The organism is Streptomyces sp. CA-251387 (assembly GCF_050936625.1).
In the GTDB taxonomy this organism is placed as follows: Bacteria; Actinomycetota; Actinomycetes; order Streptomycetales; family Streptomycetaceae; genus Streptomyces.
Genome location: NZ_JBNJMJ010000001.1, coordinates 4,954,130 through 4,977,228 on the forward strand (window position 1 = coordinate 4,954,130; position 23,099 = coordinate 4,977,228).

The following is a 23,099-nucleotide window of genomic DNA, read 5'->3' on the forward strand; positions in this document are numbered from 1 at the left end:
AGCCCGAGGCCGGGTGTCGGCGCGCGCAGGAGCCGGACTGTTTTCACCAGCCCAGCACACCCTCGTCCGGGCGCGCCGCGTCTCTGGGCGGCGTGATCGCGGGGGCGTTGTGGCAGGTGAAGCCGAGCCGGGTCAGGGCCCGGCGCATCTCCCCCGCGGTGAAGTCGCGGCGGTCCTGCTTGGTGATCACTTCCCCGACCTGCATCACGGAGTAGACGCGGCGGCCGATGGTGACGGCCACGCCGGTGACGGGTTCGGGCTTGATCCCGCTCATCGACTGCTCGACCTCGCTCTTGACCAGGTCGAAGGGGAAACGGGCGATGACACAACGCATGGATGCCTCCACAGAGTTGGGAGAGAAACACCGTCAGGGGCCGACCGTGCGGCAGCGGTCAGTGGGGGAGCGGTCAGTGGGTGAGCGAGAGGACGCCCAGGGCGTATCCGTGCTCGTCGATCACGGGGGACACGTCGAGGGCCCGGACCCGCATGGCGGCCTCGGCCTCGCCGAGTTCGGCCATGGACGAGGTGAACGGCCCGCGGTCGAAGGGGATGTCCCGCAGCCGCGTCCGGTCCCCGTACCACGAGCCACCGCGGTGCGCGGAGAGCTCGGCGAGGGTCACCAGTCCCGCGCACCGCCCGTCCTCGTCCTCGAGGAGCAGGTGTGGGACGCGGGCGCCGATGAGCACGGACAGCGCCACGTCGACGGTCATGTGGTCGTCCACCTGGGGTCCGGGGGCGTACATGGCGTCACTGGCGGTCAGACCGGTGCCGTCGGTGGTTCCGGCCTGCAGCGTGGGGGCTGGAATCGGCGTCAAGGGCTTCTCCTCTTCGTCGGGTCGGCAGGACGAGTCCGTCGGGGCCGCAGCACGAGCCGAGGCCCGTCACGACCACTGGGGCGAATCTCTGTGCCGGGGCTGCCGGGCTGTCGGGGTGGGCTGACTGCCGGGGCTATGGGTTGTTCCTCGGGGCGGAGTGCCGGGTCCGCGCGGCGGCCCGTCCGGCTCCTCCGCGGTCGGTGGCTCGTCCGGCTCCTCCACGGTCGGCGGCCCGTCCGGTACTACTACGACCGGCGGCCCGTGCCCTTCGACCCCGGCCGGTGGCCCGTCCGTTGCGGGCGCGGTCGGCGGATCCCGTGGGTTCGCCCTGTTCGGTGGCCGATGGGGTGATGGTGACGGGCACACCGGACGGAGTCCGGGCGCCGGTGATGCGCTGCAGTTCGGTCTCGCCCGGCCGGATCCGGACCGTACGCGCCGTGATGCCGGCATCCGCCATCAGACGGTCCACCGCGCGACGCTGGTGCGGCAGGACGAGGGTGACGACGGTGCCGGACCCGCCCGCCCGGGCGGTACGGCCGCCGCGGTGCAGGTAGTCCTTGTGGTCGCCGGGAGGGTCGACGTTCACGACGAGGTCGAGGTCGTCGACGTGGATGCCGCGGGCGGCGACGTTGGTGGCCACCAGGACCGTGACATGGCCGTCCTTGAACCGGGCGAGCGTCCGGTTGCGCTGCGGCTGGGACTTGCCGCCGTGCAGGGCCGAGGCACGCACACCGACGGACAGCAGGTGCTTGGCCAGCCGGTCGGCCGCGTGCTTGGTGTCCAGGAACATGATCACTCGACCGTCACGGGCGGCGATCTCGGTGGCGGTGGTGTGCTTGTCGTCGTCGTGCACGTGCAGCAGATGGTGTTCCATGGTGCTGACGGCGCCCGCGGACGGGTCGACCGAGTGCACCACGGGGTCGTGGAGGTAGCGCCGTACCAGGAGGTCGATGTTGCGGTCCAGAGTGGCCGAGAACAGCAACCGCTGGCCGCCGGGGGCGACTTGGTCGAGCAGCGCGGTCACCTGCGGCATGAAGCCCATGTCGGCCATCTGGTCGGCTTCGTCCAGGACCGTGACGGCGACGCGGTCCAGCCGGCAGTCGCCCCGTTCGATGAGGTCCTTGAGGCGGCCGGGCGTCGCCACGACCACCTCGGCGCCGCCGCGCAGCGCACTCGCCTGGCGGCCGATCGCCATGCCGCCCACCACGGTGGCGAGCCGCAGACGCAGGGCGCGGGCGTAGGGGGCGAGCGCGTCGGTGACCTGCTGGGCCAGTTCCCGGGTGGGGACGAGGACGAGGGCCAGCGGCTGTCGGGGCTGGGCCCGCTGCCCGTCGAGCCGGGCCAGTACGGGCAGGCCGAAGGCGAGCGTCTTGCCGGAGCCGGTGCGCCCGCGGCCCAGCACGTCCCGGCCGGCCAGCGCGTTCGGCAGCGTGGCCGCCTGGATCGGGAAGGGCACGGTCACGCCCTCGGTGCCGAGCGCGGCCAGCAGAGGTGCGGGCATGTCGAGTTCGGTGAACGTCGCGACCGCCGGCAGCGGCTCGGTGAGGGTGACCGGCAGGGTGAACTCCTGCGGGCGTGCGGCGACGCGTGCCCGTGGGCCACTGTTTCGCCCGGTGCCCGAACGGGGACTCTGCCGGCCCTTCTCCTGGGCGCGGAAGCGGCCGGAGCCGCGGCCGGTACTGCGGGTGCGGTTCATGGAGGAACCTTCCTCGATGCGGCGTATCGAGGAATTCCAGCCGGCAGCGCAAGCCGCACGAGGATTCGCAAGAATGAGCCGAGGGAAATGCTGAAACGAGCCCTCTCGGCCTGAGTGCCGGGGCTGTTCAAGAACGCGGAAAATCCCGGAAAACACAGAGGATCCGGGAGACTAACGAGCTGGGGCCCGCACCCCTAGAGTGCGGGCCCCAGTCACAAGGTTCGTGTGACGCGTCGGCGTCAGGCAGGAACGATGTTCTCGGCCTGCGGGCCCTTCTGGCCCTGCGTGACGTCGAAGGTAACCTTCTGGCCTTCCTGAAGCTCGCGGAAGCCGCTGGTGGCGATGTTCGAGTAGTGGGCGAACACGTCAGCGCCGCCGCCGTCCTGCTCGATGAAGCCGAAGCCCTTTTCCGCGTTGAACCACTTCACGGTGCCAGATGCCATATTGAATCTCCCTTGGGGGGCAGTGCCGGACTCCGCACTTTACGGGCCCGAGTCGCCGCTGTGATCACCCCTCCGGAAGCATCCGGAAAGCTCTGCAAAGAATCAAGTCTCTGGTAACCAAAACTGCAACTGCTATCACGCTAACACAGGTCGGGCGGAAGTCCCCATGGGTTTTCGCCATCGTTCAGGAATTCTTATCCCGCGGTGGCCTTTATTTCTGTAGTGGCGGGACTAGGTATCCGTGCCGCGCTCGTCCAGCTCCCGGCGCATGTCCCGGTTCAGGCGGAGGGCGTCGTCGAGCTGGTCCTCGAGGGAGACGATGCGGCACGCGGCCTCGATGGGGGTGCCCTGGTCGACGAGTTCGCGGGCGCGGGCCGCGATGCGCAACTGGCGGCGGGAGTACCGGCGGTGGCCGCCTTCCGAGCGCAGGGGAGTGATCAGATCGGCTTCGCCGACGGCCCGGAGGAAGGCCGGCGTGGTGCCGAGGACGTCGGCTGCCCGCCCCATGGTGTAGGCGGGGTAGTCGTCGTCGTCGAGGTTCCCGGCGACAGGGGCGTTATCAGCGGGCATAGCACCTTCGTTTCGGGGGCGCGGTGAGCCCGGGCGTGTGCGGCACCCGTGCTCCGCGAGATCCGGCACCATCTGCCTGGTGCGACAACCCTAACTCCGGCAGGCACGGAGATGTGGTCTCGCCATTACAGACTTTCACCCGCCGCGCCGGCCGGACTGCGAACGGCGTGAAGGGTCAGCGCACGGGACGCCGGGGGACGCGCCGGGACGCCACTGCGGCGAACGCCACATCCGCCACGAAGAGCACGACACCGAAGGCCAGCAGATAGCCCAGGCCGTCCGCCGCCGCACCGATGATTCCCAGGACGACGGCCACCAGCAGAAGCAGCAGAAAGGTCACCAGCAACCCGACCACCTCCTGGCGGGGTCAGCGGCGCGCGAGTTGACGTTCGCCGTGCGCACCCGGCTGGTACGCCATGTCGTAGTAGCGGAAGATCGTCTCCTCCTGCTCCGCGGGCAGCACGTCGTCCGTCCCGATGGAGGGCGCCTTTCGCACCTCCCCCTTGGCATGGGAGACCTTGACGTACCCGGGCCCCAGGACCACCTCGTCGAGCGGGACGAAAACCAGGCGCTGACGGGTGGGCAGCCCCGTACGGACGGTGGCCATGGCCGGTTCGTCGGTGGCCGTGTCCACGTAGACGGCCTCGAGCGTGCCGATCTTCCGCCCCTTGGGGTCGACCACGGCGTGTTCGCGCCACTCCCGGACATCGGCCGCGCGGATCATGCCTGCTCCCTGTCTCCACCGCCGGAGGGGGAAGCGAGGGGCTCGGCACCGGTGTCGACGAGGATCCGCCTCGCCCCTTTGACGTTGTCGGCACGCACCGCCTGGGCCATCGCCGCCCGCGCCGCGGCGACCGGCGTGTCCGGCGGTACGACCAGCAGCGAGAAGATGTCCTGATCGCCTCGGGTGACCAGGACGGTGTCGTCACCCACGGACGACGCGTCGATGTGCACCACCCGGCCGTCGACGACCAGGCGCGTCGGCAGTCCGTCCCAGGCGGCGGAGTCCAGGCCGACCCGCGCGATCGGCCCGAGGTGTTCGCTCAGCGCGCCGATCAGACCGGGCAGCTCGGCGCCGACATCACGGGAGCGCGGCCACCACGCGCCGTCCAGCACTCCCCGGCGGTCGTGCGTCGTCTCCAGCCGCAGGAGCGCCGTCCCCGGGAGTACGGACTCGTGAAGGCCGTCCGGGAGGAGTCCCTCCGTGGGCGGGGGGTCGGTACCGGGCACTGTGCTCACCTGCCTGTGCGGTTTCGGCAGCGGCTCCTGAACGTGGGCCGGCGGTTCGTGAAAGGGGCCGACGGCAGGCCGGGAGAAGATCTCCCGGTCTTCTTCGTCCCACGCTACTCCTGCGGCCGTCCGTCAGCCGGGCTCCGGGACAGCCTCCCCGGCAGCAGCGTCGCCGCCCTCGTCGCCGCCCGGCTGCCCCAGTGCCTCCGGTCTACGACGGCCGCTGTACCGGGTACACGCTCTCCACCCGGTCCGAAGGCGACGAAGGCCGCCACGAGGACGAGGGAGCAGTGACCGAACCCATGAGCAGGGTGATCTGCGACATCATGATCTCGGCCGACGGGTACTCGGCCGGGCTCCATCAGACCGAGGAACGCCCGTTCGGCGACGACGGTGGCGACGGCTGGGGCGACAAGCTGCCCGCCTGGATGTTCGACGGTGGCGACGAGAACCGGGCCGAGGTCGACCAGATGGGCGGCGCCAAGCCATCCGCCGTACCACGCGCCGGTGTTCGTGCTCACCCACCACGCGCGCGAGCCCCAGCCGATGGGCGGGGGCACCACGTACTACTTCGTCACCGACGGAATCGAGTCGGCACTGGCCCAGGCACGTGCGGCGGCCGGCGACGGCGATGTCGCGATCCAGGGCGGCTCGACCACCATCAACCAGTACCTCGCCGCCGGCTTGATCGACGAGCTGCGGCTGCACATCGTGCCGCTCACACTCGGCGCCGGCACCCGCCTGTTCGAGGGCGTCCCGCCCCTGAACCTGAAGCAGGTGCAGTCGAGGGCGGGGAGCCGGGTCACGCACGTGACCTACCACGTGCTGTCCTGAGCCGTACGGGGCTCAGCGCACCGGGAAGCCGAAGGAGTAGCTCTGCTCCTTGAGCCGGGGGAGGATCCGGCGCAGGGCCTCGACGGTCTGGGAGCGGTCGCCTCCCGCGTCGTGGAAGAGAAGCGTCGGCCCGTTGGGCAGCTCCCTTTCGACGGTGGCGACGATGGCGTCCGTGCCCGGTCGCTCGAAGTCCTTGGTATCCACGTTCCAGCCCAGCGGGCGCATGCCCCGGGAGGCGGCGAGGGTGCGGCTGTAGGGGGTGAAGGCCCCGCCGGGCGCCCGGTAGTACATCGGCCGTACGCCCCCGGACGCCTTGGTGATCATGCGTTCGGCGTCGAGTATCTGCTGCGACTGGTAGGCCTGGGACTGCTTGTCCATGGTGGTGTCGTGCGACACCGAGTGGTCGCACAGCCGGTGCCCGGCCGCGACCACCTTCTTCACGAGGTCCGGGTGGGCCTGCGCCTGCGTCCCCACCATGCAGAACGTGGCCTTCACCCCGTACTCCCGCAGCACGTCGAGCACTTGGGGCGTCCATACGGGGTCGGGGCCGTCGTCGATGGTGATGTTGACGCCGCGCGCCCCCTTGTCCGAGGCGTGCGCGATGGTCACCGCGACCGGCTTGACGGCACTGCCCGGCGTGGCCGACGCGGTCGCCTTCGGCGCCGAACCGCCCACGGCACCGGCCTGCGCGGTCCACACCGCGGCACCCGCGGCGAGCACCGTCACCCCGAGCGCCGCCCCGACGACCTTGCCGTACCAGCCCCGCCCGCCACCGTGCCGTGCCATGTCCGCCCCGCTTCCGCCCAGTTCCTCGCCGATCCCCGGTCACCTCGCGACCACCTGGCAGGACGAGGGACGGCGGCCAGGGGATGCGTCCGTTACCGATCACGGACAATCCCCGGGGAGTTCGCGGACAACTCGCCGAGCGGCGCGAGAGCGGGTGGCGGTGCTTCGGCACGATCGGACGGCTCATCCGGAGGTGGGAGCCGGGGGCTGTTCGGCTGTGCTCTGAAGGGCGCGCTGTGGGCGCGCGAGGGCGGGACGTGGCGTGGCGTCGCGTGGTCAGTTCGCCGGCGGGTCGGTCAGGTCGTCCAGTTCGGCGGCTAAGAGTTGCGCGGGGTCGATTCCCATACCGGCGGCACAGGCTTCCGGGAGGGTCGCCGTGATCTCGGACGCGATCGCGGTGATGTCGTCCGGCGCTCCAGAGGCGCGCGGTCCATGTCTGGACGTACGGCCCCCGTGAGCCACGGTGCCGGGCCATGGGAGCCGTTCCGGTCGGGCACGGGGCCAATGGTCGCCGGTTTCCACGGGTGGCGGGCGGCCGGGTGCTTTCGGCTCCGGCGGGCATACGGTGGACGCGGGCACGGAGCGCAGCCGCGCAGCTGTCCGCACCCGAACGCACGCCGACCCACCGCGAGCCGGCGGCCGGTTCAGGGGCCAACTCCCGGTCCCGTACCGGGGACAGGCCTTCCCACACCGCAGCCCGGGGACCTGCGGGGGCATCATCCGCAGCACCGTGTCGGCACCGGCCCGGACGGGGCGCCACTTCGGTCACGCGTCTCCCGTGGGCCGCCCTTGCCCGGTCGTCCGTGGGACAGCCTCCTCGTGCCGGTCCCGACGGCCTGAGAGGCGGGGTGCGTGCCGAGGCGAGGGGGTCCGGCCCGGTCGGGCCGGACTCACCGGGCCGCCGGGGCAGTGACGGAACCGTCCCGGCGGCTTTCGACGTCCCTCGGCGGGATTCCACCGGAACGGGGCATGGTTGTCCGTCGTCCGTCGTCCGTCGTCCGTCGGCGATTGTGGTGTGCGGGGCCTGCCACGGACGGTCTTCGGGCGAAGGTCGTGTGCTGGGCCCTGTCGCGGTCGTTCGGCGGCCGGATCCGGTCATGTGCCGGGCCGAGGGGGCGGTTGCCCCGTCCGGGTCCGCGCAGACCGGAGCCGATGTCCGCCGTCGGCCGTGCCGCCGGTTCCGGGCGGCGGCAGGTGGGAGGGGCCGGGGCTGGTGGCGCGAAGACGACCGGCGCACCCGCGCGGAGCAGCAGGGCGTGGTTCGCTGGCGGCACGGTCTCCTTCCCGCGAGCCTCGGGGAAGCGGAGGCTGTGGACGCGCCGGATCCAAGGGTGATCGCCTTTCATCCGCAGGCGTGGCGTGGAACCGGCGTCGCGGGATCCGTGGGCGCCGCGAGCTACTAGGGGGTGCCGTGTGAACCGTCGGCGCCCGACCTCGATGCCCTGAACCGTCGGCGTCCCGACCAATCGGCCTTCCGAAGGGGCGGCACGGGGGCCCCGGCTGCCGCGCCCCCACGCGGGTGATCGCTGATCACCGCCGGCCCGTCGGCCCGTCGGCCAACCGTCCCCCGATGGCCTGTCGTACCGGCGTCCACCGAGTGCCGGTTCCGTTGCCCGTGCCACCTACGAGGAGGGAAGCCCGCGCATGCCCGTCCCCCTGCACCTGGCCCAGGCCGGTCCGCTCTCCGGGCGGATCGTCGGCCCCGTCGGCCGCGCTCTGCTGGCCGTCGCGGGTCGGCTGACCAGCCCGCTCACGCCGGACGACTACCTCGGCCTGATCGACCCGCTGCTGTCCGCACGGCACCCCGCGGGCCGGGTGACGGCCGTGCGCCCCGAAGGGCCGCGTGCCGTCACGCTGGTGCTCCGGCCGGGGCGGGGCTGGCGGGGCCATCGCGCCGGGCAGTACCTGCCGGTCGGGGTCGAGCTGGACGGCGTACGGCACTGGCGTACGTACTCGTTGACGTCGCCGCAGGACGATGGGGGCCCGGCGACGGACCGGGAGCTGACCCTCACCGTCCGGGAGGATCCCGGCGGCACGGTCTCCCCGTACCTGGTGCACCGCACACCACCCGGCACCGTGCTCCGACTCGGCCCCGCGCAGGGCGAGTTCGTCCTGCCCGAGGCGCTGCCCGCCCGGATGCTGATGGTGACGGCGGGCAGCGGGATCACCCCGGTGATGGGGATGCTGCGCACGCTGGCCCGGCGCTCCACCACACCCATGGCGCCGGCCGACGTCCTCCTCCTGCACAGTGCGCCCGACCCCGACGACTGCCTCTTCCGCGCCGAACTGACCGATCTGGCAGACCGGTTGCCGTGGCTGCGCCTCCGTCTGCACTACACGCGCACCGCCGGCCGGCTCACCCCGCGCCACCTCGCCCAGCTCTGCCCCGACTGGCGGGACCGGCAGACCTGGGCCTGCGGTCCCGCCGGGCTTCTCGACGCGCTCCAGGCGCACTGGGACGCGGCCGGTGCGGCCCAGTGCCTGCACATCGAGCGCTTCCGGCCGCGACCTTTCGTGCCGCCCGGTGCCGACGCCTCCGGTGGGCGGGTGCGGTTCCGGCGCAGTGGTGTGGAGGCGGAGTCGGCGCCGTCCGTCCCGCTGTTGAACACCGGCGAGGCGGCCGGTGTCGTCATGCCGTACGGCTGTCGGCGGGGCATCTGCTTCGGGTGCCTGACCCCGCTCGCCGACGGGCGGGTCCGTGATCTGCGGACCGGTGAAGTGCACGGTGAACCGGGCGAGTTGATCCAGACCTGTGTCAACGCGGCCACAGGTCCGCTCGTCCTCGATGTCTAGGACCTCCCGAGGAGGCCCCTCATGACCGCAGCAATATCGACCAAGCGAGTCGACCAGGCGAGTCGACCGGGCCGACGAAACGACCACGGAACGGCCCACGGAACGGCCCACGGAACGGCCCACGAAATGACCCGCGAAATGACCGACGAACTGGGCCGGGAACTCGACGAGATCCGCGCCGAGATCGTCCTCGCCCGCGGGGCCGACGACGCCCGCTACATCCGTACCGTGATCGCCGTCCAACGAGGCCTGGAGACGGGCGGTCGGCTCGCGCTCGCCGTCTCGGTCCTCCCGCCGGCCTGGTGCGCGGGCACGGCGATGCTCACCGTCGCCAAGATCCTGGAGAACATGGAGCTGGGCCACAACGTCCTGCACGGCCAGTGGGACTGGATGGGCGACCCGGCGATCCACTCGACCACCTGGGAGTGGGACTTCCTCACCCCCGCCGACGCCTGGAAGCACACCCACAATCACCTGCACCACACGTACACCAACGTCGTCGGCCGGGACCGCGACCTCGGCTACACCATCCTGCGGATGAGCCCCGATCAGCCCTGGCACCCGGTGCACCTCCTCCAGCCGCTGTACGCCGCCCTGCTCGCGCCCGTCTTCGAGTGGGGCATCGCCCTGTACGACCTCGAGGCGGACGCCGTCGTCGACGGCCGCAAGAGCGTGCGGAGCCTGTGCGGGGAGATCGCCGGGCTGGCGCGGAAGGCGGTGCGGCAGATCGCCAAGGACTACGTCCTCTTCCCGCTCCTCGCCGGCCCCTCCGCGCTGCCCTGTCTGCTGGGCAACCTCACCGCGAACGGACTGCGCAACGTCTGGGCGCACACGGTGATCTTCTGCGGCCACTTCCCGGGTGACGTAACGACCTTCACCGAGGAGCAGATCGAGGGCGAGAGCCGCGGCGAGTGGTACGTGCGTCAGATCCAGGGCTCGGCGGACTTCGAAGGAGGCTTCCTGCTCCATGTACTCACCGGCAACCTCGACCACCAGATCGAGCACCACCTCTTCCCCGACCTGCCCAGCAGCCGGTACGCCGAACTGGCCCCGCGGGTGCGCCGCCTGTGCGAGAAGTACGGCCTCCCGTATGTGACGGGGCCGCTGTGGCGGCAGTACGCGTCGATGTGGGGGCGGGTCCTGCGCCACGCGGTGCCGTGGGAGCCGCGGCGGTGATCAGCCGTGCCGGTCCTCGGCCGAGGGGGCGGGCGGTGAGCGTGTGCTCCACCTGGCTCCAGCCCGTGGCGCGGGCCCGCACGGGGGCCCTGGTCGTGCTGGAGCGCGAAGAGTTCCAGGAGGCGGGTGTGCTCGCCGCGCACAGGGCGTCCAGGGGCGCTGCCGCCAATGAAGGTCACGTCGTAGCTTTCGCCGCAGCAGGGCTGTTCGACCGTCGGTGACCGTTCGCGACGCCTCGCGTGCGGAGACGGCCGATACGTGACCGGGGACGAGCAGTGCGGGGGCGGGCCCTGGACAGGGGACCCCGAACCGGCCCGTCCCCCTTCGCCGGGCGCCGTGTCCCGGGTCGACGGGGAGTACCGTGGACGTGTCGAGGGCATCCCGCACACCGGTGACCGAACCAGTCTCGTCCTCGTCGCGCACCGACACGGACCCTTCCGGTCCGGGGCAGGGGCCGTCCCATGACCTCCGAAACCACGCACCCTCCAGACCGTCCGGAGGCGACCGAGGGCAGGGTCGAGGTGCGTATCGTCTCCGACGACGCCGAAGCTGCCCGGCGCGTCGCGGACGCGCTCCGGCTGATGTTCGCCGGGGGCGAGCAGCGCAGCTATCCCGTGGGTCCCTCGGGGACGGGGACGCGACTGCACCTCACGCTGAACGCCGCGCATGCCGCCGGCCCGCTCCGCACCTGGCTCGAGACCAGCAGGCCGTCCGTCGACCGCACCCACCCGGGCGAGACCGGCTGACGGTCCGCGCCCTCGTATCCACAGCCGTCCTCCGCCCACGATCCACCGCACGCCCCGAAGAGGCGCAGCCCCTGACCCCGGCCGCACTGTTCGCGCCAGGCCAAGGAGCGCCCGTGTCCCTCAGCCCCGCCAGCCCCCCTCCCGGCGTCCGGCCGGACGGCACCCGGGCGCCCGTCCCGCAGTCCGAGGCGCCCGTAGGGGCCCGGTAGTGGCGGCGGGTGCGGCCAGATCGATCCCTCCGTCGGCGTCATCCGCCTCTTCGAACGCCTCGGCTGGGTGAGTGACGTGCGCCGGCCCACCCCGAAGCGCATCGCCGCCCGCCGCGTACGAAACCACGCATCCCCGGCCTCGTCCCAGGAGCTCTCATGACACTCGCCCCGTCCCCTTCCGAACCCTCCCCGACCGATGCCCGCCTGCGGCTCGCGGCCCAGACGCCGTACGTCCGGCAGGCGCGGCGCATCGACGGCGCCTGGTGGCCCCGCTCGTACGACCTGACCGCCGAACTCCCCGGCCTGCTGAGCGGATTGCCACCGGCCTGGGGGCAGATCACCAGCGTCGTCGTGAACGGCGGCCGGTGGACGGCCTCTCCCGGCCGGGTGCTCATCGCCAACCAGGTCGTACGTCTGCGCCGGACGAACGTGCCCCAGGCCGCGGACACCGTCTGCCTGCTGGCACCGGGGCGCGGCCGGTGGGACCTGCTGGTGGTGCCCCCCGACGCGGCGGAGTCGGAGGCCGGGCAGCTGATGGACGGCAGCGTTTGAGGAAACCGCGGAAGCACGGCCGACCGGAACGCTGACGGGTCGCCGCCGATCTGCGTCCTCGACGTCCCCGTACTTGCGCCCTGAAGTCCCCGTACCTGCGCCTTCAGCCGCACTGTGTGCTGACGCCGCCCGTCTCGTCGCCCTTGAGGTAGATGCCGCTGACGTAGCCGACCCCGCCCGCGTTCAGCGGCAGGCGGACCCACTTGTCGTTGGTGATGCCCTCGGCGGTCACGCTCTGGCCGACCACCCAACACTGGGCCGGGTAGGACTCGCCCGCGTACACCTTGCTGACGACACCACACGAAGTCGACGCACAGGAACGGACGTTGGCCTCGGCCCACGCCGTCACCGTCGTCGAACCACCCCCACCACCCCCGCCGCTCCCGTCCGGCATGAAGGTGACGTCCACCCAGTCGTTGTCGGTCATGCCGAGGCCGTCCCAGAAAGTGCCGTCCGCGACGTCGATGCCGGCCGGGTTGGCGACCCGCCGGCCGAACTCGTCGAGCCCGCCGTTGTAGCCGTTGAGGTACGCCGCCTGGGACTCGGGGGTGCCCTGCGGCAGGTCCCGCCACATCTCCCGCTGCGCGGGCGGATTCCAGTAGTCGTCGCGGGTGTTCCAGGGGCCGACGTCCCACACGGGCGCGGTCTCGCACCGCCCCTTGTAGCACAGCCGCACCTGGTACTCGTGTCCGCCGTTGGTCGCCAGCATCCGGCGCGAGGGCAGGGCCACGAAGTGGTCGCGGGGCTGGATGACGTGGCCGTTGGCGGTGGTCTGCCCGGTGAGGCCCTCCCGGGTGGCGAACAGCCGGTAGGTGGGGCCGGACGCGGCCGCCGACATGCCGTTCTGCGGGGTCTGCTGCGGCGCGGGCTGCTCGGCCGCGGCGGTGACGGTGACGGTGTGGACGGTGGGGGACGGCCCGCCGGGGACGCCGAGCAGGGTGAGCCGGACCTGGAGGAGGGAGACCGCCTGCGGCAGCCGGACCGCGCCGGCGCCGTCCGGGGTCCGCCACTGCGTCCAGGTGCCCGGGTGGTTGCTGCCCCGGATCTCGGTCAGCACCTTGGTGCCGGTGGGGATTTCCGCCTCGGTCCGCACGGTGAACGCCGTGAGCTGACGGCCGAGGCTTCTGCCGGGCGAGGTGTAGACGGCGTGGGAGGCGCCGGGTGCCGACGGTGTCCGGCCCTTGCTGTCCTTGACGGTGATCCCGTCCGGACGGCGGGCGACGTTGCCGCGGTCGGCCTCCGGTCCCGCCAGGTCGATACGCCAGCTGTTCTGACGTTTCGGATCCTGCGCGGCGGCGGGCGGTGCCGCCGCCAGGCCCATCAGGATGAGCAGCAGACACAGGATCTGCGTTCTCCACAGCGGCGTACGCCACTTGGCACGCACGGATGCGACATGCACGGGTTCCCCCTTGGCGGATGTGGACGACGGTCCAGGACTACCGCCCTCCCGGGGCACCGTCTCTCCGCAAACTTCCGGATGCCCCGCCCGACCGCCGCGCGTCTAGGGTCCGTGGTCCGGCCGGCCGCCCCACAGCGGGCGGGGCCGGTCCACCGCATCCGACGGCTCGTCAGAAGCCACCACCCCATGGGAGGAACCCACGTGCGTCCTGCTCTGCGCGGCATGAACCTGCGGGCCGGCCTGCTGGCCGCGGCGGCCCTGCTGCTGCCCCTCGCGGCGGCCGCCCCCGGCCACGCGGCGACGAACGGCACCACCGCCGCAACCTCCGCCACCGCCTTCGACGGCTCCTGCCCGGCCGCCGGCGTGGTCACCCAGGGCTACAGCAGCACCCACGACGGTGTCGACATCGCGAACTCGCTCGGCACCCCGATCCACGCGGTCGGCGCCGGCGAGGTCATCGCGTCCGGTCCGGCCCAGGGATACGGCCAGTGGATCCGCATCCTGCATCCCGACGGCACGGTGACCGAGTACGGGCACATGTACCAGCGGGACGTCTCCGTCGGCCAGCAGGTGTCGGCCGGTCAGCGCATCGCCCTGATGGGCTCCGAGGGCGACTCCACCGGCGTCCACCTGCATCTGCGGGTGCGCGTCGGCACGTCCACCTCCGTCCGCGGCATCGACCCGGTCCCGTACTTGCGCGACCGCGGAGTCGGGCTGCCGTGCACGCCCGGCGGGGGTGGCGGGGGTGGTGGGGGTGGTTCGACGACGGTGACGGCGTGGGCCGAGGCCAACGTCCGTTCCTGTGCGTCGACTTCGTGTGGTGTCGTCAGCAAGGTGTACGCGGGCGAGTCCTACCCGGCCCAGTGTTGGGTGGTCGGCCAGAGCGTGACCGCCGAGGGCATCACCAACGACAAGTGGGTCCGCCTGCCGCTGAACGCGGGCGGGGTCGGCTACGTCAGCGGCATCTACCTCAAGGGCGACGAGACGGGCGGCGTCAGCACACAGTGCGGGTGAGAGCGGCTGTGGCGATCCGGTGCTGTTGCGTGCGGCCGTGGCGGCCCGGCCCGGCCAGGGCTGGGCCACCGCGGCTCGCGGATCAGCCGGCGCAGGCCGGGACGGCGGGGCGGGTCCTGGTCCGCACGCCGGGCAGCCAGGCGGTGGTCCGCATGGTCTCCGGGCCCTTCTCCGCCTTGGGCAGCCGCACCCGGTACCACCGGGACGACCGGACGCCCGCCTCGTCGGTGATGGGGATGCCGCGCTCCATACCGCACTCGACGGCGAGGGCGTCACCGTGCCACACCCGGGTCTGCACCACGTTGTCCAGGACGTACGCCGCGGTGGGGTCGATGGCGAGGCCGAGGCTGCACTCCGGGTGCCGGTCCGTGCGGGCGCGGCACTTGTCGTCGGCGTTGTACACGCTCAGCCTTGCCTCCGGAGCCGTTCGCCCGGCGTCGCCGTCGGAGCCTCCCCACTGCCACCAGGCGGCGCCGCCCGCGCCGAGCAGGGCCAGTACGGCGCCCGCGGCCAGCGCCACGGCCCGCTTGCCGGTCCGCTGACGGGCGGCGGGGCGGCCGTCCCCGTGGCCGGCGGCCCGGACGCGTTCCAGCAGGCTCTCCGCCGTGTGCGCCGCACGCTCGGCGTGTGCGGGCAGGAGGCAGTCGGCGGCCAGGGCGCGCCAGAACTCCGGCACCGCGACGTGCAGTCTGAGCGGTGCCCTGCCCTCGGCGTACTCCTGGACCGCCGAAGCCCGGGAAGTGGGGGTGGCCCCGGGGAAGGGCGAGGCACCCCCGGTGAACACCTGATGGATCATCACGCCCAGGGCCCACACGTCGGCAGAGGGCCGCACCTGCACCCCGCGTTCGTCCAGCGGGGCCCTCCAGCGCTCGGGCGGCAGATAGTCGGGCGATCCGAGGGGCGGGATGTAGCCGTGGGTGCCGCGCGTCCCCTCCAGCTCGGCGGTGAGACCGAAGTCGGAGAGCCGTACCGAACCGTCCGCCATGATCAGCACGTTGGCCGGCTTCAGGTCGCCGTGCACCCAGCCGAGCCCGTGCAGGTGGGCCAGCCCCTCGCAGATCTCGGTCAGCAGCCGGTCCGCTTCCGGCAGGGGGCTGCTGTCCGCGGCGTCCAGCAGGTCCTGCAGGCTGCTCTCGGCCCGCTCCATGACCAGCACGACGGCGCCGTCCAGCCCGGGCACCTCGCAGTCGCCGAGCACCACGGAGTCCAGCAGCCGCATCAGCCGGGGATGGTGGGCACGGCCCCCGAACTCGATCTCGCGCCGCGCCGTCTCCGCCAGCCGTTCGGCCTGCCGGGGGGCCAGCCCCGAGGTCGGCAGGAACTTCAAAGCGACTCGGCGCCCACCCGCGGCGTTCCCTGCCCTGGCGCTCCCCTCCGCGGTCTCCGCCTGCTCCGGGGCCGCTGCGTACACCGCCGTGTCGCGGCCCTCGTAGACGCGTCCCCAGCCGCCGTCGGCGATCGGCTCGGTGACCTCCCAGCGGCCCACGCGAAAGCCCCGGGGTATCCGGCCGGGCGTCTCACCGGCCCCGCCGTCCCCCCACTCACCGGTCCCGCCACGCCCCGGTGCGCCGGTTCTCCCGTCGACCGTCTCGTCGTACGTCTCCCCCGCACCGCTCACCGGTGGCCCCCGGACCGTGCCTGTTCCGGGAGCGGGAGGCCCGGGGTGCGGGGTGGCAGCAGTGCCAGGTGTTCCTCGCGGACCAGGCCGAAGCGGAGCGCGACGCCGACCACGGCCTCGCGCTTGCCGGTGCGCCGCGCACCGCTGCCCGGGTCGGCGAGGTCCTGTGGGCCCCGCACCCGCAGTTTCTGCTCCGCCAAGTAGTCGATGTGGGCGCTGACCGCCCGCGCGGTGAGCCGCGTCAGTGCCGGGTGGGTGCGGATGCGTTCCACGACCTGCGGGGTGGTCGGCACGGAGACGGCCGACTCGTCGCGCAGCCGCGGTTCGCAGAGGGCCACCAGGACGAGGAAGTACGTGGCGGTCTCGTCCAGGGAGTAGGCGTTGAGGGTGCGGGTGCCCCAGGCACCGCCGGGATCGTCCGGGTCGAGGTAGACGTGGTCGGGCGCGAACACCTGGAAGCTCACCGTGGAGCCCCGGGTGGGCAGCACGACCCGGGCGAACTCGAACGGGATCGGCGCCCCCGACCGGCGCGGCGGGACCCGCAGGTACTCCCCGGCCCCTTCCGGGTTCTCGACCAGGTAACTGTGGGTGGTGGAGTAGTTGGTGAGCTGCCAGTGGTCCTCCGTCACCCGGATCTCGCCGGCGAGCCGGGAGACGGCCGGGTCGGGCAGCAGCAGTTCGACGGGATGCGCCTTCGTGCCACGGCCGAAGCGCGCCGCTTCCCCCGCCCCCAGGCGCAGGCTCGTCGCGGGCTCAGTGAGGTGCGCTGACGGCAAATGGATCAGTATGCCGCTCATCGGCAGTCTTTCCTTCCCCGTTTTCGGCCTTGGTCATTGGCCGGCAGGCATCGTAGCCCCGGGGGGTACCCCGTGCGGGCTCGTTCGCGCGCGCGTCGGCTGGATTCTGCCGGTGGGCGGGGGTGGCCGTTCGCCCGGGGGCCGGCGCACGGGGGAGGGGAGCGGAGGGCGGGCCGCACGTGGAGTCCGTTCCACGTGCGGCCCTTTGCCGTTCGGCCAGCGCTTTTTACGAGGAGCAGACGGGCACGCCGGGGAGCTGGTTGCCCGGCGAGCTGATGTAGATGTTGGTGATGTAGCCGCCGTACTGGGGGAGATACGCCCACCACGCGTTCGTGTATGGCGGAATGGTGACCTCCTGGCCCAGCTTCTGGCAGCTCACCAGGACCTCCACGCCGGCCGGCAGCATCGTCAGTGGCGCGGAGTCGACGGTGGTCGGCCGCGGGCGCACGTTCACGCCCGAGCCCCAGGTGCCGAACCAGGTTCCCGAGGGGCGGGCGGCGCCCGGCACGTCGAGGGAGCGGGTGAGCCGGTTGACGGCCGTGTAAGCGGTGCCGTACGGGGTGCCGTCGGGGTGCAGGGTGAACACGGCCACGATGGTGCGGTCACCGGCCCCGACCGTGCCCGTGGTGTGCAGCGCCTCGCGCGTCAGGTCGACCCCGGCAGCGGCACGTGGCGCAGCGGACCGCTGTGCCGGTGCGGACCGCCGCTCCGCCGCGGCCGGGACCGTCGTCGGGGGCTTGGGGGTGCACCCGCCGGAGCTGCCGAAGCCGGACCAGCCCTGCTTGACCGTCCGCGGCCGCTCGAAGGAGCCCGCGATGCCGAACTGCTGGTCGAACCCGTCGGTGCCGCAGCGCGTCGACTGCCGCAGGTTGCCCATCACGTAGTCGCGCACCGGCGCGGAGGCGGTGTCCAGGATGTACCGGTAGATCCGCACCGTGTCGGCGGCCGACAAGGCGACGTAGCCCCAGTAACCCTCGTACCCCGCGGGCGGGTTGGCGGTGTCGGTCAGGCCGAGCTGCGCCACCGTCCGGTCGATGATCGCCCTACGCCCGCCGAGGTCCCAGTAGTAGCCGGCCGCGTTGTCGTCGCTGCTGCGCAGCATCGAGTCGAGGCGGGTGCGGTCGGCGGCGGACAGGGTGCGGGGGTCGCGGGTGCGCAGGTAGTCGAGGGCGATGAGCAGCTTCACCACCGAGGCCGAGCGGAACCGCATGGTCTCGTTGAGCCGTTCGGTGAAGGTCCCGGTCGTACGGTCGAAGACCGCCACGCCGGCGGTCACGCCCGCCGGTACCTCGGCCTGCGTGGCGCGGGCAGGTGCGGAGGTGGCCGGTGCGGCGGTGGCCGGTGGCGCCCCGGTCAGGCCCAGCACCGTAGCGGCCAGGGCGAGGACGGCGGCGACGGCGCCGAGTCGCCCCAGGCGCGAACCGCGCCGGTTCGGCGGTCGGTCGGCGGCTGATCCGCCGTGGTGGGTGGTCGGACTGTGCACAGTGGGTTCCCCTTCTCACTCGGGCCACCGCGGCGCCCTGGTACGGGCACCGGTACGGGCCGGGCAGCGCGGGGCAGGGCGGGGAGCCGTGCACCGGCGCCGGTGGTTCTTGGTGTGGATGGGTGGCGGCGGTGGCAGCCCGGCCCGCAGGCGGCGGGAGCACGCTACGGCGCTCATCAGCCGCCCGGTATCCGGAAGTTGACGGGGTGTCCGCACCTACGCGCCGCTCACCCGCAGCCACCCGCGACCGGGCCGCCCCGGCTCTACCCCACCGCCCCGCACGCGTCATTCCGCGAACTTCCGGATGACGCGCCCGGCCGCCCCCCGGATACGTTCCGCAGCGTTCGGCCGCGCCTCACCCCGTCGGCCGGCGCCACACGTTCCGTCCGCCGCCGAAGCCGTCACCCGGCGGCGGACCACCATCGACGACACGAGGAGTTCCGATGAGCGGAAAGGATCTGCTCCGGACGCTCGCCGTGACGGGCCTGCTGCTCGTCACGGCCTGCTCCGCCGCCGACCGGCCGTCCGAGGACACCGGCGGCCGGCTGCGCACCGGGCTGACCGACGCGGAGCGAGGGCTCCTCAGCGAGGCCGAGCAGCGGCTGATCACCAGCTGTATGCGGGACAAGGGCTTCCAGTACCGGCTCGACCCGGGCGGGCCGCGCAGCGAGGCGCCCGAACGCCGCTTCGGCCTGGACGACGTCGCCTGGGCCCGCCGGCACGGCTACGGTCTGGCCGAGGCGGCCCGGATCGGCGACGGTGAGGGCGACCAAGACGGCAACCGGGACGGTAAGGCCGCGGCCGAGAACAGCCCCCAGGCACGCTACGTCGCCTCCCTCCCGCCGCAGCGCAAGGCCGAGTTCGACCGCGCCCTGAACGGCACCGACCGCGCCGCGATCGTCGTCCCGGCACCCGGCCGCGGCCAGATCTTCACCAGCGCCGACGGCTGCCAGGCCGACGCCCGACGACGGCTCTACGGCGATCTGCGCAAGTGGACCGAGGCCAAGGCGGCTGTGGTGAACCTGGCGTACTTCACCTTCGACGAGGTGGTGGCGGAACCCCGGTACACCGAGGCGCTGGCCGACTGGCGTGCCTGCATGAAGGCACGGGGGCTGGCCTACCCGAGCTCTTCGCAGGCCATCGGCGCCGTGGCGAAGGAGAACCGGTCCCGCACCGCCGAGGAGGCGTTCAAGCGCGAGGTGACCGTCGCCGTCGCCGACGCCGAGTGCAACCGCACGGCCGGACTGGCCAGGACCGGCACCCGGCTGCAACGGGAGCACGTGCGGGACGCCGCACGTCACGAGTTCGCGCGCCAGACCCGCTACTACACCCAGGCGGTCACGACCGCGCTCGGCCGGGCCCGCTCCATCGTCGGCTCCGGCTGAGGCCGCACCACTGACACCACTGGCGCCACTCACACCACCACCCGCACCACCCCACCGAACCCGCGCGCCCGGCCGCCGTAGGCCCGGGCGTGGGACCCCCGGCGCCCGCCGGAGGGAATCCACCAGAAGTAGATACGGAGAAACCCATGCGCACCACCAAGCGCGCCCTGCTGGGGCTGGCCCTGGCCGCCGCCCTGCTTCCGATCGCCGCCACCACCGCCCAGGCCGGGGGTACGAAGCCCACCTACAGCCGCGACAATCCCGGTAACTGCCCGCAGCAGTACCTGTGCGTCTACAAGGGCATCAACTACGACCAAGCCGGCGTCGGCATCGCCAAGTTCAAGTACGACAACCCCATCTGGTCGGACACCGCCAACGCGTACATCGCCCACGAGGACTCGTCCTGGTACAACAACGGCACCGGCACCTCGTTCAGCTCCGTGGTGGTCTACGCGGACAACGGCTACGGCGGGAACTCCTTCTGCCTGGACCCCGGTTGGGGCAACAAGTGGGACGAGGTGGCGAACGACCAGGGTGAGGCCAACCGCTGGGTGAACGGCCCCTGCTGACCCGTCACCGCCGCTCGCCTCGGGCCCAGCACCGGCGCGAGCGGCGGCGGCAGCTCAGCGCAGCGCGCTCTTCTGCTGCCACTCGGTCCACGAGAGGTTCCACGCGCCGAAGCCGTTCCCGGGCGCGACCACGCCCTTGGTGTCCTTGCCGGTGATCTCGAGCGGGTCGCCGGGCCGCACCTGCCGGTAGAACCAGGCGGCGTTCGCGTCGCTCTACGCCAGCTGACCTGCACGATCGCCTACAGCCAGGACGCCGACGGCCAGGTCGCCGTGGAACTGAAGGGACAGGACGGGGCATCGAGCTCCGGCACCTGCCCACCCGCCCCCGGCACCACCGGCAGCCGCGAGCAGTAGGTCTGCTCTACGCGGCCCGGCGGACCGCCCGTGCCGTCCGGGTCACGACCGCCGCGTAGCCGACGCCGATCGCGAGCGAGGCGAACAGAGCGGTGAGCGGGAAGCTCTCCTGGAGGTAGGGGTAGACCTGGTAGTGCGTCAGGTAGATGTAGAGGGAGCCACTCGCCAGGACGCCGGCGAGCGTGCTGATCGGGCCGAGGCTGGGCAGGGTCGGCACCCAGATCAGCAGCCCCAGCCCGACGATCACGAGGGCCGTGCGCAGGGGCTGGTCCTGGAACAGACCGGGGACGGTGAGCAGCAGCACGGCTGTGAGCAGGGCCCGTTGCCGCACAGTGCCGGCCCGCGCTGCCGCCCACCCCAGGGCGAACAGCCAGAAGACCACCGAGGGACTCAGCTGGGGGCGAGCGGATGCCAGCCCCAGCAGGTCGTAGCGGCCGACCAGCGCGACGCCCATGAGTGCCAGCGGCACCCCGAACGCGTACCGCCGCTCCAGTCGGTCCAGCAGCGGTACGGCCATGAGGGCGGCGAGGGCGACGAGGTAGTAGACCAGGGCCTCCACGAACCAGTAGGCCCAGTCGAAGCGGTCGTTCCCCTGGGAGAGCAGGCTGTTGAGCAGCACGGCGTTCGCCGGATCGTAGAAGTCGGTCAGGACCACCGCCCCGGTGATCCACACCATGCTCGGTACCGCGATGCGGGCGATGCTGCCCCACAGGTGCCGTACGCGCTCGCGGCGTTCGGCGCCGGTCAGCTGGAAGCGGGCGAAGTTGTAGCCCGCGACGCCGAGGAGGATGTGGGCGAAGCCCTTGATGTCGAAGATCTGGATGTGCGAGCCGACGATGAGGACGATCCCGATCGCGCGCAGGGCGATGCCGGTCTCCAGGGTGCGGCGGGTCCGCCAGGACTGAGGGGCCGTCCAGGAGCGCAGTGCCCGCATCAGCGGCGGGGCGGGCTGGGTGCGCGGTGTGTCCGCGCTGTCCTTTCCTTCCGGCGTCTGTGCCACCGGCGCCGCCAGGGCCCGCAGTTCCCGGACGGTCCTCGTGTGCCAGTCGGTGGGGAGGTGGCCCAGCGCCTCCTCCAGGCGCAGGGACATCTCGACGTAGCACAGTGAGTCGCCGCCGAGGCTGACGAAACTGCTGTCCTCGGTGACGTCGGCGCGGTCGAGGATCTCCGCGAAGAGGCGACGGAGATCCTCACCGGTGCCGAGTCCCTCTCCCTCTCCCGCTCCCTTCCCCTCTCCCGCTCCTTCTCCCTGTCCCGCATCCTCCTCCGGGCGCGTCAGTCGCCGTACGGCCTCGTAGTCGGGCTTTCCCGTGGTCAGGCGGGGGAGTTCGGCAAGGGCCCGCACCCGTATCGCCCGGGCCGGGAGCCCGCACTGCTCCGCGACCAGCCGTCTGATCCGTGTCTCCTCGCCGGCGCCGCCGAGCGCGGCCACCGCCAGGGCCTCCCCGTCCCCCGCGCAGTACGCGGTGACCCCGTGTCCCGCGAGCAGGGTCTCCACTTGCTGCGGGTCGATCCGCAGTCCGAGGATCTTCGCGAAGCGGCTGCGGCGGCCCACGATCTCGTAGAGCCCGTCGGGCGCCTGCCTGGCGAGGTCTCCGGTGTGCAGTTCCCGCAGGGTCCGGCCGAGGGCGAGGTCGGCCGGGCTCTCGGCGTAACCCAGCATCACGTTCGGCCCCGAGTACACCAGTTCGCCGACGCCCGGACCGTGGCCGTCGACCGGGTGCAGCCGGAAGGAGCCGCCGGGTATCGGTACACCGATGGCCTCGGGGCGTTCGGCGACAAGGTGCGGCGGGAGATAGGCCATGCGGGCCGTGGCCTCGGTCTGGCCGTACATCACGAACAGCTCCCAGCCGGAGTGGCGGCCCAACTCGGCGTAACGGGCGACGCGTTCGGGTGCCAGCCGCCCCCCGGCCTGGGTGACGCGGCGCAGGTGCGGCAGCCGCATGTGTGCGAAGCCGACACGGTCGAGCAGGTCGAAGGTGTACGGCACCCCGGCGAGCGAGGTGCCGCGTGCGGCGCGGAACTCCTCCCAGAAGGCGGCGTCGGACACGGACCGTTCGGTGAGGACGAGCCCGGCGCCGCGCAGCAGATGGCTGTGGATGACGGACAGGCCGTAGCAGTAGTGCATGGGCAGCGTGGTGGCCGCGCGGTCGGTGTCGTCGATGCCGAGATAGGCGGCGATGGACTCGGCGTTGGCCTGGAGGTTCTCGTGGGAGAGCCGCACCAGTTTGGGCGAGCCGGTCGAGCCGGAGGTGCTCAGCAGCAGGGCCAGGTCCGGGTGGAGGGTGTGGGCGCTCTCGGGGTGCCGTTCGTCGAGGGTCCACGTCCCGTCGGTGTGCGGGCGGGCCACGACATCGGGGGCGTACGCCTCGGTCAGTGAGCGGATCGTGCTGGCGCTGTCGCCGGGGACGAGCAGGACGGGGTGACCGGCCGACAGGGCGGCCAGGTGCGTGACGAGCGCGTCGGCGCGGTTGGCGCCGGCCAGCAGCACCAGCCGCCGTACCGGACCGAGGCGCTCGGCGGTGGCGGCCACCCGCTCGGCCAGTTCGCGGTACGACAGGTCGCCGTCCGGCGTGCTGAGCGCGAGGCGGTCGCCGTACGCCGCGAGCCCGCGCGCGAACGGCACGGTT

23 protein-coding genes and 1 pseudogene are annotated in these 23,099 nt (G+C 72.5%); 9 read left to right on the forward strand and 15 right to left on the reverse strand.

Annotated elements, in window-relative coordinates; all coding sequences use genetic code 11:
- Nucleotides 1–43: 43 nt before the first annotated feature.
- The 8 genes from ACQEV2_RS22145 to ACQEV2_RS22180 form a co-directional block, all read right to left on the reverse strand.
- The gene (locus tag ACQEV2_RS22145) at nt 44–334 is read right to left on the reverse strand and encodes an SCO5918 family protein (RefSeq protein ID WP_433044123.1); all 291 of its coding nucleotides are present in this window, start codon (nt 332–334) and stop codon (nt 44–46) included.
- 73 nt (nt 335–407) lie between these two features.
- A complete protein-coding gene (locus ACQEV2_RS22150) occupies nt 408–815 on the reverse strand; it encodes a CBS domain-containing protein (RefSeq protein ID WP_433044126.1) in 408 nt (135 codons plus the stop codon).
- A 133-nt stretch (nt 816–948) separates the two neighbouring features.
- Nucleotides 949–2,511 carry a DEAD/DEAH box helicase gene (locus ACQEV2_RS22155; protein ID WP_433044129.1) on the reverse strand — a complete coding sequence of 521 codons (1,563 nt, stop codon included), beginning with the start codon at nt 2,509–2,511 and terminating at the stop codon, nt 949–951.
- 239 nt (nt 2,512–2,750) lie between these two features.
- Nucleotides 2,751–2,954 (reverse strand): cold-shock protein, encoded by a 204-nt coding sequence (locus ACQEV2_RS22160; protein WP_007383480.1) that lies wholly within the window; start codon nt 2,952–2,954, stop codon nt 2,751–2,753.
- Nucleotides 2,955–3,185: 231 nt separating this feature from the next.
- On the reverse strand, nt 3,186–3,524 hold the full coding sequence (locus ACQEV2_RS22165; RefSeq protein WP_433044133.1) for a MerR family transcriptional regulator: 339 nt from the start codon (nt 3,522–3,524) through the stop codon (nt 3,186–3,188).
- Between the two features lie 175 nt (nt 3,525–3,699).
- On the reverse strand, nt 3,700–3,870 hold the full coding sequence (locus ACQEV2_RS22170; protein ID WP_433055248.1) for a hypothetical protein: 171 nt from the start codon (nt 3,868–3,870) through the stop codon (nt 3,700–3,702).
- 21 nt (nt 3,871–3,891) lie between these two features.
- On the reverse strand, nt 3,892–4,248 hold the full coding sequence (locus tag ACQEV2_RS22175; protein ID WP_433044136.1) for a PRC-barrel domain-containing protein: 357 nt from the start codon (nt 4,246–4,248) through the stop codon (nt 3,892–3,894).
- On the reverse strand, nt 4,245–4,754 hold the full coding sequence (locus ACQEV2_RS22180; protein ID WP_433044139.1) for a DUF5994 family protein: 510 nt from the start codon (nt 4,752–4,754) through the stop codon (nt 4,245–4,247). Before ACQEV2_RS22180 ends, ACQEV2_RS22175 begins: the two co-directional genes overlap by 4 nt.
- A gap of 302 nt (nt 4,755–5,056) precedes the next feature.
- Between ACQEV2_RS22180 and ACQEV2_RS22185 the strand changes: the two are divergent.
- Nucleotides 5,057–5,588 (forward strand): annotated as a pseudogene (locus ACQEV2_RS22185) (dihydrofolate reductase family protein).
- Between the two features lie 12 nt (nt 5,589–5,600).
- Here the strand turns inward: ACQEV2_RS22185 and ACQEV2_RS22190 are convergent.
- Nucleotides 5,601–6,374 (reverse strand): polysaccharide deacetylase family protein, encoded by a 774-nt coding sequence (locus ACQEV2_RS22190; protein ID WP_433044142.1) that lies wholly within the window; start codon nt 6,372–6,374, stop codon nt 5,601–5,603.
- Nucleotides 6,375–8,018: 1,644 nt separating this feature from the next.
- Between ACQEV2_RS22190 and ACQEV2_RS22195 the strand changes: the two genes are divergently transcribed.
- The 5 genes from ACQEV2_RS22195 to ACQEV2_RS22215 all read left to right on the forward strand — a co-directional run bounded on the left by ACQEV2_RS22195 (nt 8,019) and on the right by ACQEV2_RS22215 (nt 11,850).
- Nucleotides 8,019–9,167, forward strand: coding sequence for a ferredoxin reductase (locus ACQEV2_RS22195; protein WP_433044145.1), 1,149 nt, complete (start codon nt 8,019–8,021; stop codon nt 9,165–9,167).
- A gap of 138 nt (nt 9,168–9,305) precedes the next feature.
- Nucleotides 9,306–10,343, forward strand: a complete 1,038-nt coding sequence (locus ACQEV2_RS22200) for a fatty acid desaturase family protein (RefSeq protein WP_433044148.1) — start codon at nt 9,306–9,308, stop codon at nt 10,341–10,343.
- A gap of 35 nt (nt 10,344–10,378) precedes the next feature.
- A complete protein-coding gene (locus ACQEV2_RS22205; RefSeq protein WP_433044151.1) occupies nt 10,379–10,564 on the forward strand; it encodes a hypothetical protein in 186 nt (61 codons plus the stop codon).
- Nucleotides 10,565–10,804: 240 nt separating this feature from the next.
- Nucleotides 10,805–11,089 (forward strand): hypothetical protein, encoded by a 285-nt coding sequence (locus tag ACQEV2_RS22210; protein WP_433044154.1) that lies wholly within the window; start codon nt 10,805–10,807, stop codon nt 11,087–11,089.
- A 365-nt stretch (nt 11,090–11,454) separates the two neighbouring features.
- Nucleotides 11,455–11,850 (forward strand): DUF5994 family protein, encoded by a 396-nt coding sequence (locus ACQEV2_RS22215; protein WP_433044157.1) that lies wholly within the window; start codon nt 11,455–11,457, stop codon nt 11,848–11,850.
- Between the two features lie 103 nt (nt 11,851–11,953).
- On the opposite strand, the gene ACQEV2_RS22220 is transcribed toward ACQEV2_RS22215, so the two are convergent.
- The gene (locus tag ACQEV2_RS22220; protein WP_433044160.1) at nt 11,954–13,249 is read right to left on the reverse strand and encodes an SH3 domain-containing protein; all 1,296 of its coding nucleotides are present in this window, start codon (nt 13,247–13,249) and stop codon (nt 11,954–11,956) included.
- Nucleotides 13,250–13,450: 201 nt separating this feature from the next.
- Here ACQEV2_RS22220 and ACQEV2_RS22225 point away from each other — a divergent pair, with 201 nt between their 5' ends.
- On the forward strand, nt 13,451–14,263 hold the full coding sequence (locus tag ACQEV2_RS22225) for a peptidoglycan DD-metalloendopeptidase family protein (RefSeq protein ID WP_433044163.1): 813 nt from the start codon (nt 13,451–13,453) through the stop codon (nt 14,261–14,263).
- A gap of 82 nt (nt 14,264–14,345) precedes the next feature.
- Here ACQEV2_RS22225 and ACQEV2_RS22230 read toward each other — a convergent pair whose 3' ends face one another.
- The 3 genes from ACQEV2_RS22230 to ACQEV2_RS22240 all read right to left on the reverse strand — a co-directional run bounded on the left by ACQEV2_RS22230 (nt 14,346) and on the right by ACQEV2_RS22240 (nt 18,056).
- The gene (locus ACQEV2_RS22230) at nt 14,346–15,881 is read right to left on the reverse strand and encodes a serine/threonine-protein kinase (RefSeq protein ID WP_433044166.1); all 1,536 of its coding nucleotides are present in this window, start codon (nt 15,879–15,881) and stop codon (nt 14,346–14,348) included.
- Entirely contained in the window at nt 15,878–16,678 is an 801-nt protein-coding gene (locus ACQEV2_RS22235) for a serine/threonine protein kinase (RefSeq protein WP_433044169.1), read from the reverse strand. Before ACQEV2_RS22235 ends, ACQEV2_RS22230 begins: the two co-directional genes overlap by 4 nt.
- Nucleotides 16,679–16,904: 226 nt before the next feature.
- On the reverse strand, nt 16,905–18,056 hold the full coding sequence (locus ACQEV2_RS22240) for a hypothetical protein (RefSeq protein WP_433054690.1): 1,152 nt from the start codon (nt 18,054–18,056) through the stop codon (nt 16,905–16,907).
- Between the two features lie 548 nt (nt 18,057–18,604).
- Here ACQEV2_RS22240 and ACQEV2_RS22245 point away from each other — a divergent pair.
- On the forward strand, nt 18,605–19,546 hold the full coding sequence (locus tag ACQEV2_RS22245; RefSeq protein ID WP_433044172.1) for a hypothetical protein: 942 nt from the start codon (nt 18,605–18,607) through the stop codon (nt 19,544–19,546).
- Between the two features lie 146 nt (nt 19,547–19,692).
- Entirely contained in the window at nt 19,693–20,115 is a 423-nt protein-coding gene (locus tag ACQEV2_RS22250) for a peptidase inhibitor family I36 protein (RefSeq protein ID WP_433044175.1), read from the forward strand.
- 54 nt (nt 20,116–20,169) lie between these two features.
- On the opposite strand, the gene ACQEV2_RS22255 is transcribed toward ACQEV2_RS22250, so the two are convergent.
- Nucleotides 20,170–20,295: a hypothetical protein gene (locus ACQEV2_RS22255; protein ID WP_433044178.1), complete on the reverse strand. Its 126-nt coding sequence runs from the start codon at nt 20,293–20,295 to the stop codon at nt 20,170–20,172.
- A 181-nt stretch (nt 20,296–20,476) separates the two neighbouring features.
- Nucleotides 20,477–23,095, reverse strand: a complete 2,619-nt coding sequence (locus ACQEV2_RS22260) for an AMP-binding protein (protein WP_433044181.1) — start codon at nt 23,093–23,095, stop codon at nt 20,477–20,479.
- Nucleotides 23,096–23,099: the final 4 nt, after the last annotated feature.

What these genes read in the sequence shown, in the direction of transcription:
- ACQEV2_RS22145 (WP_433044123.1), bottom strand. Translation starts at nt 334, where the DNA reads ATGCGTTGTGTCATCGCCCGTTTCCCCTTCGACCTGGTCAAGAGCGAG.
- ACQEV2_RS22155 (WP_433044129.1), bottom strand. Translation starts at nt 2,511, where the DNA reads ATGAACCGCACCCGCAGTACCGGCCGCGGCTCCGGCCGCTTCCGCGCC.
- ACQEV2_RS22160 (WP_007383480.1), bottom strand. Translation starts at nt 2,954, where the DNA reads ATGGCATCTGGCACCGTGAAGTGGTTCAACGCGGAAAAGGGCTTCGGC.
- ACQEV2_RS22165 (WP_433044133.1), bottom strand. Translation starts at nt 3,524, where the DNA reads ATGCCCGCTGATAACGCCCCTGTCGCCGGGAACCTCGACGACGACGAC.
- ACQEV2_RS22175 (WP_433044136.1), bottom strand. Translation starts at nt 4,248, where the DNA reads ATGATCCGCGCGGCCGATGTCCGGGAGTGGCGCGAACACGCCGTGGTC.
- ACQEV2_RS22190 (WP_433044142.1), bottom strand. Translation starts at nt 6,374, where the DNA reads ATGGCACGGCACGGTGGCGGGCGGGGCTGGTACGGCAAGGTCGTCGGG.
- ACQEV2_RS22195 (WP_433044145.1), top strand. Translation starts at nt 8,019, where the DNA reads ATGCCCGTCCCCCTGCACCTGGCCCAGGCCGGTCCGCTCTCCGGGCGG.
- ACQEV2_RS22200 (WP_433044148.1), top strand. Translation starts at nt 9,306, where the DNA reads ATGACCGACGAACTGGGCCGGGAACTCGACGAGATCCGCGCCGAGATC.
- ACQEV2_RS22210 (WP_433044154.1), top strand. Translation starts at nt 10,805, where the DNA reads ATGACCTCCGAAACCACGCACCCTCCAGACCGTCCGGAGGCGACCGAG.
- ACQEV2_RS22215 (WP_433044157.1), top strand. Translation starts at nt 11,455, where the DNA reads ATGACACTCGCCCCGTCCCCTTCCGAACCCTCCCCGACCGATGCCCGC.
- ACQEV2_RS22235 (WP_433044169.1), bottom strand. Translation starts at nt 16,678, where the DNA reads ATGAGCGGCATACTGATCCATTTGCCGTCAGCGCACCTCACTGAGCCC.
- ACQEV2_RS22245 (WP_433044172.1), top strand. Translation starts at nt 18,605, where the DNA reads ATGAGCGGAAAGGATCTGCTCCGGACGCTCGCCGTGACGGGCCTGCTG.
- ACQEV2_RS22250 (WP_433044175.1), top strand. Translation starts at nt 19,693, where the DNA reads ATGCGCACCACCAAGCGCGCCCTGCTGGGGCTGGCCCTGGCCGCCGCC.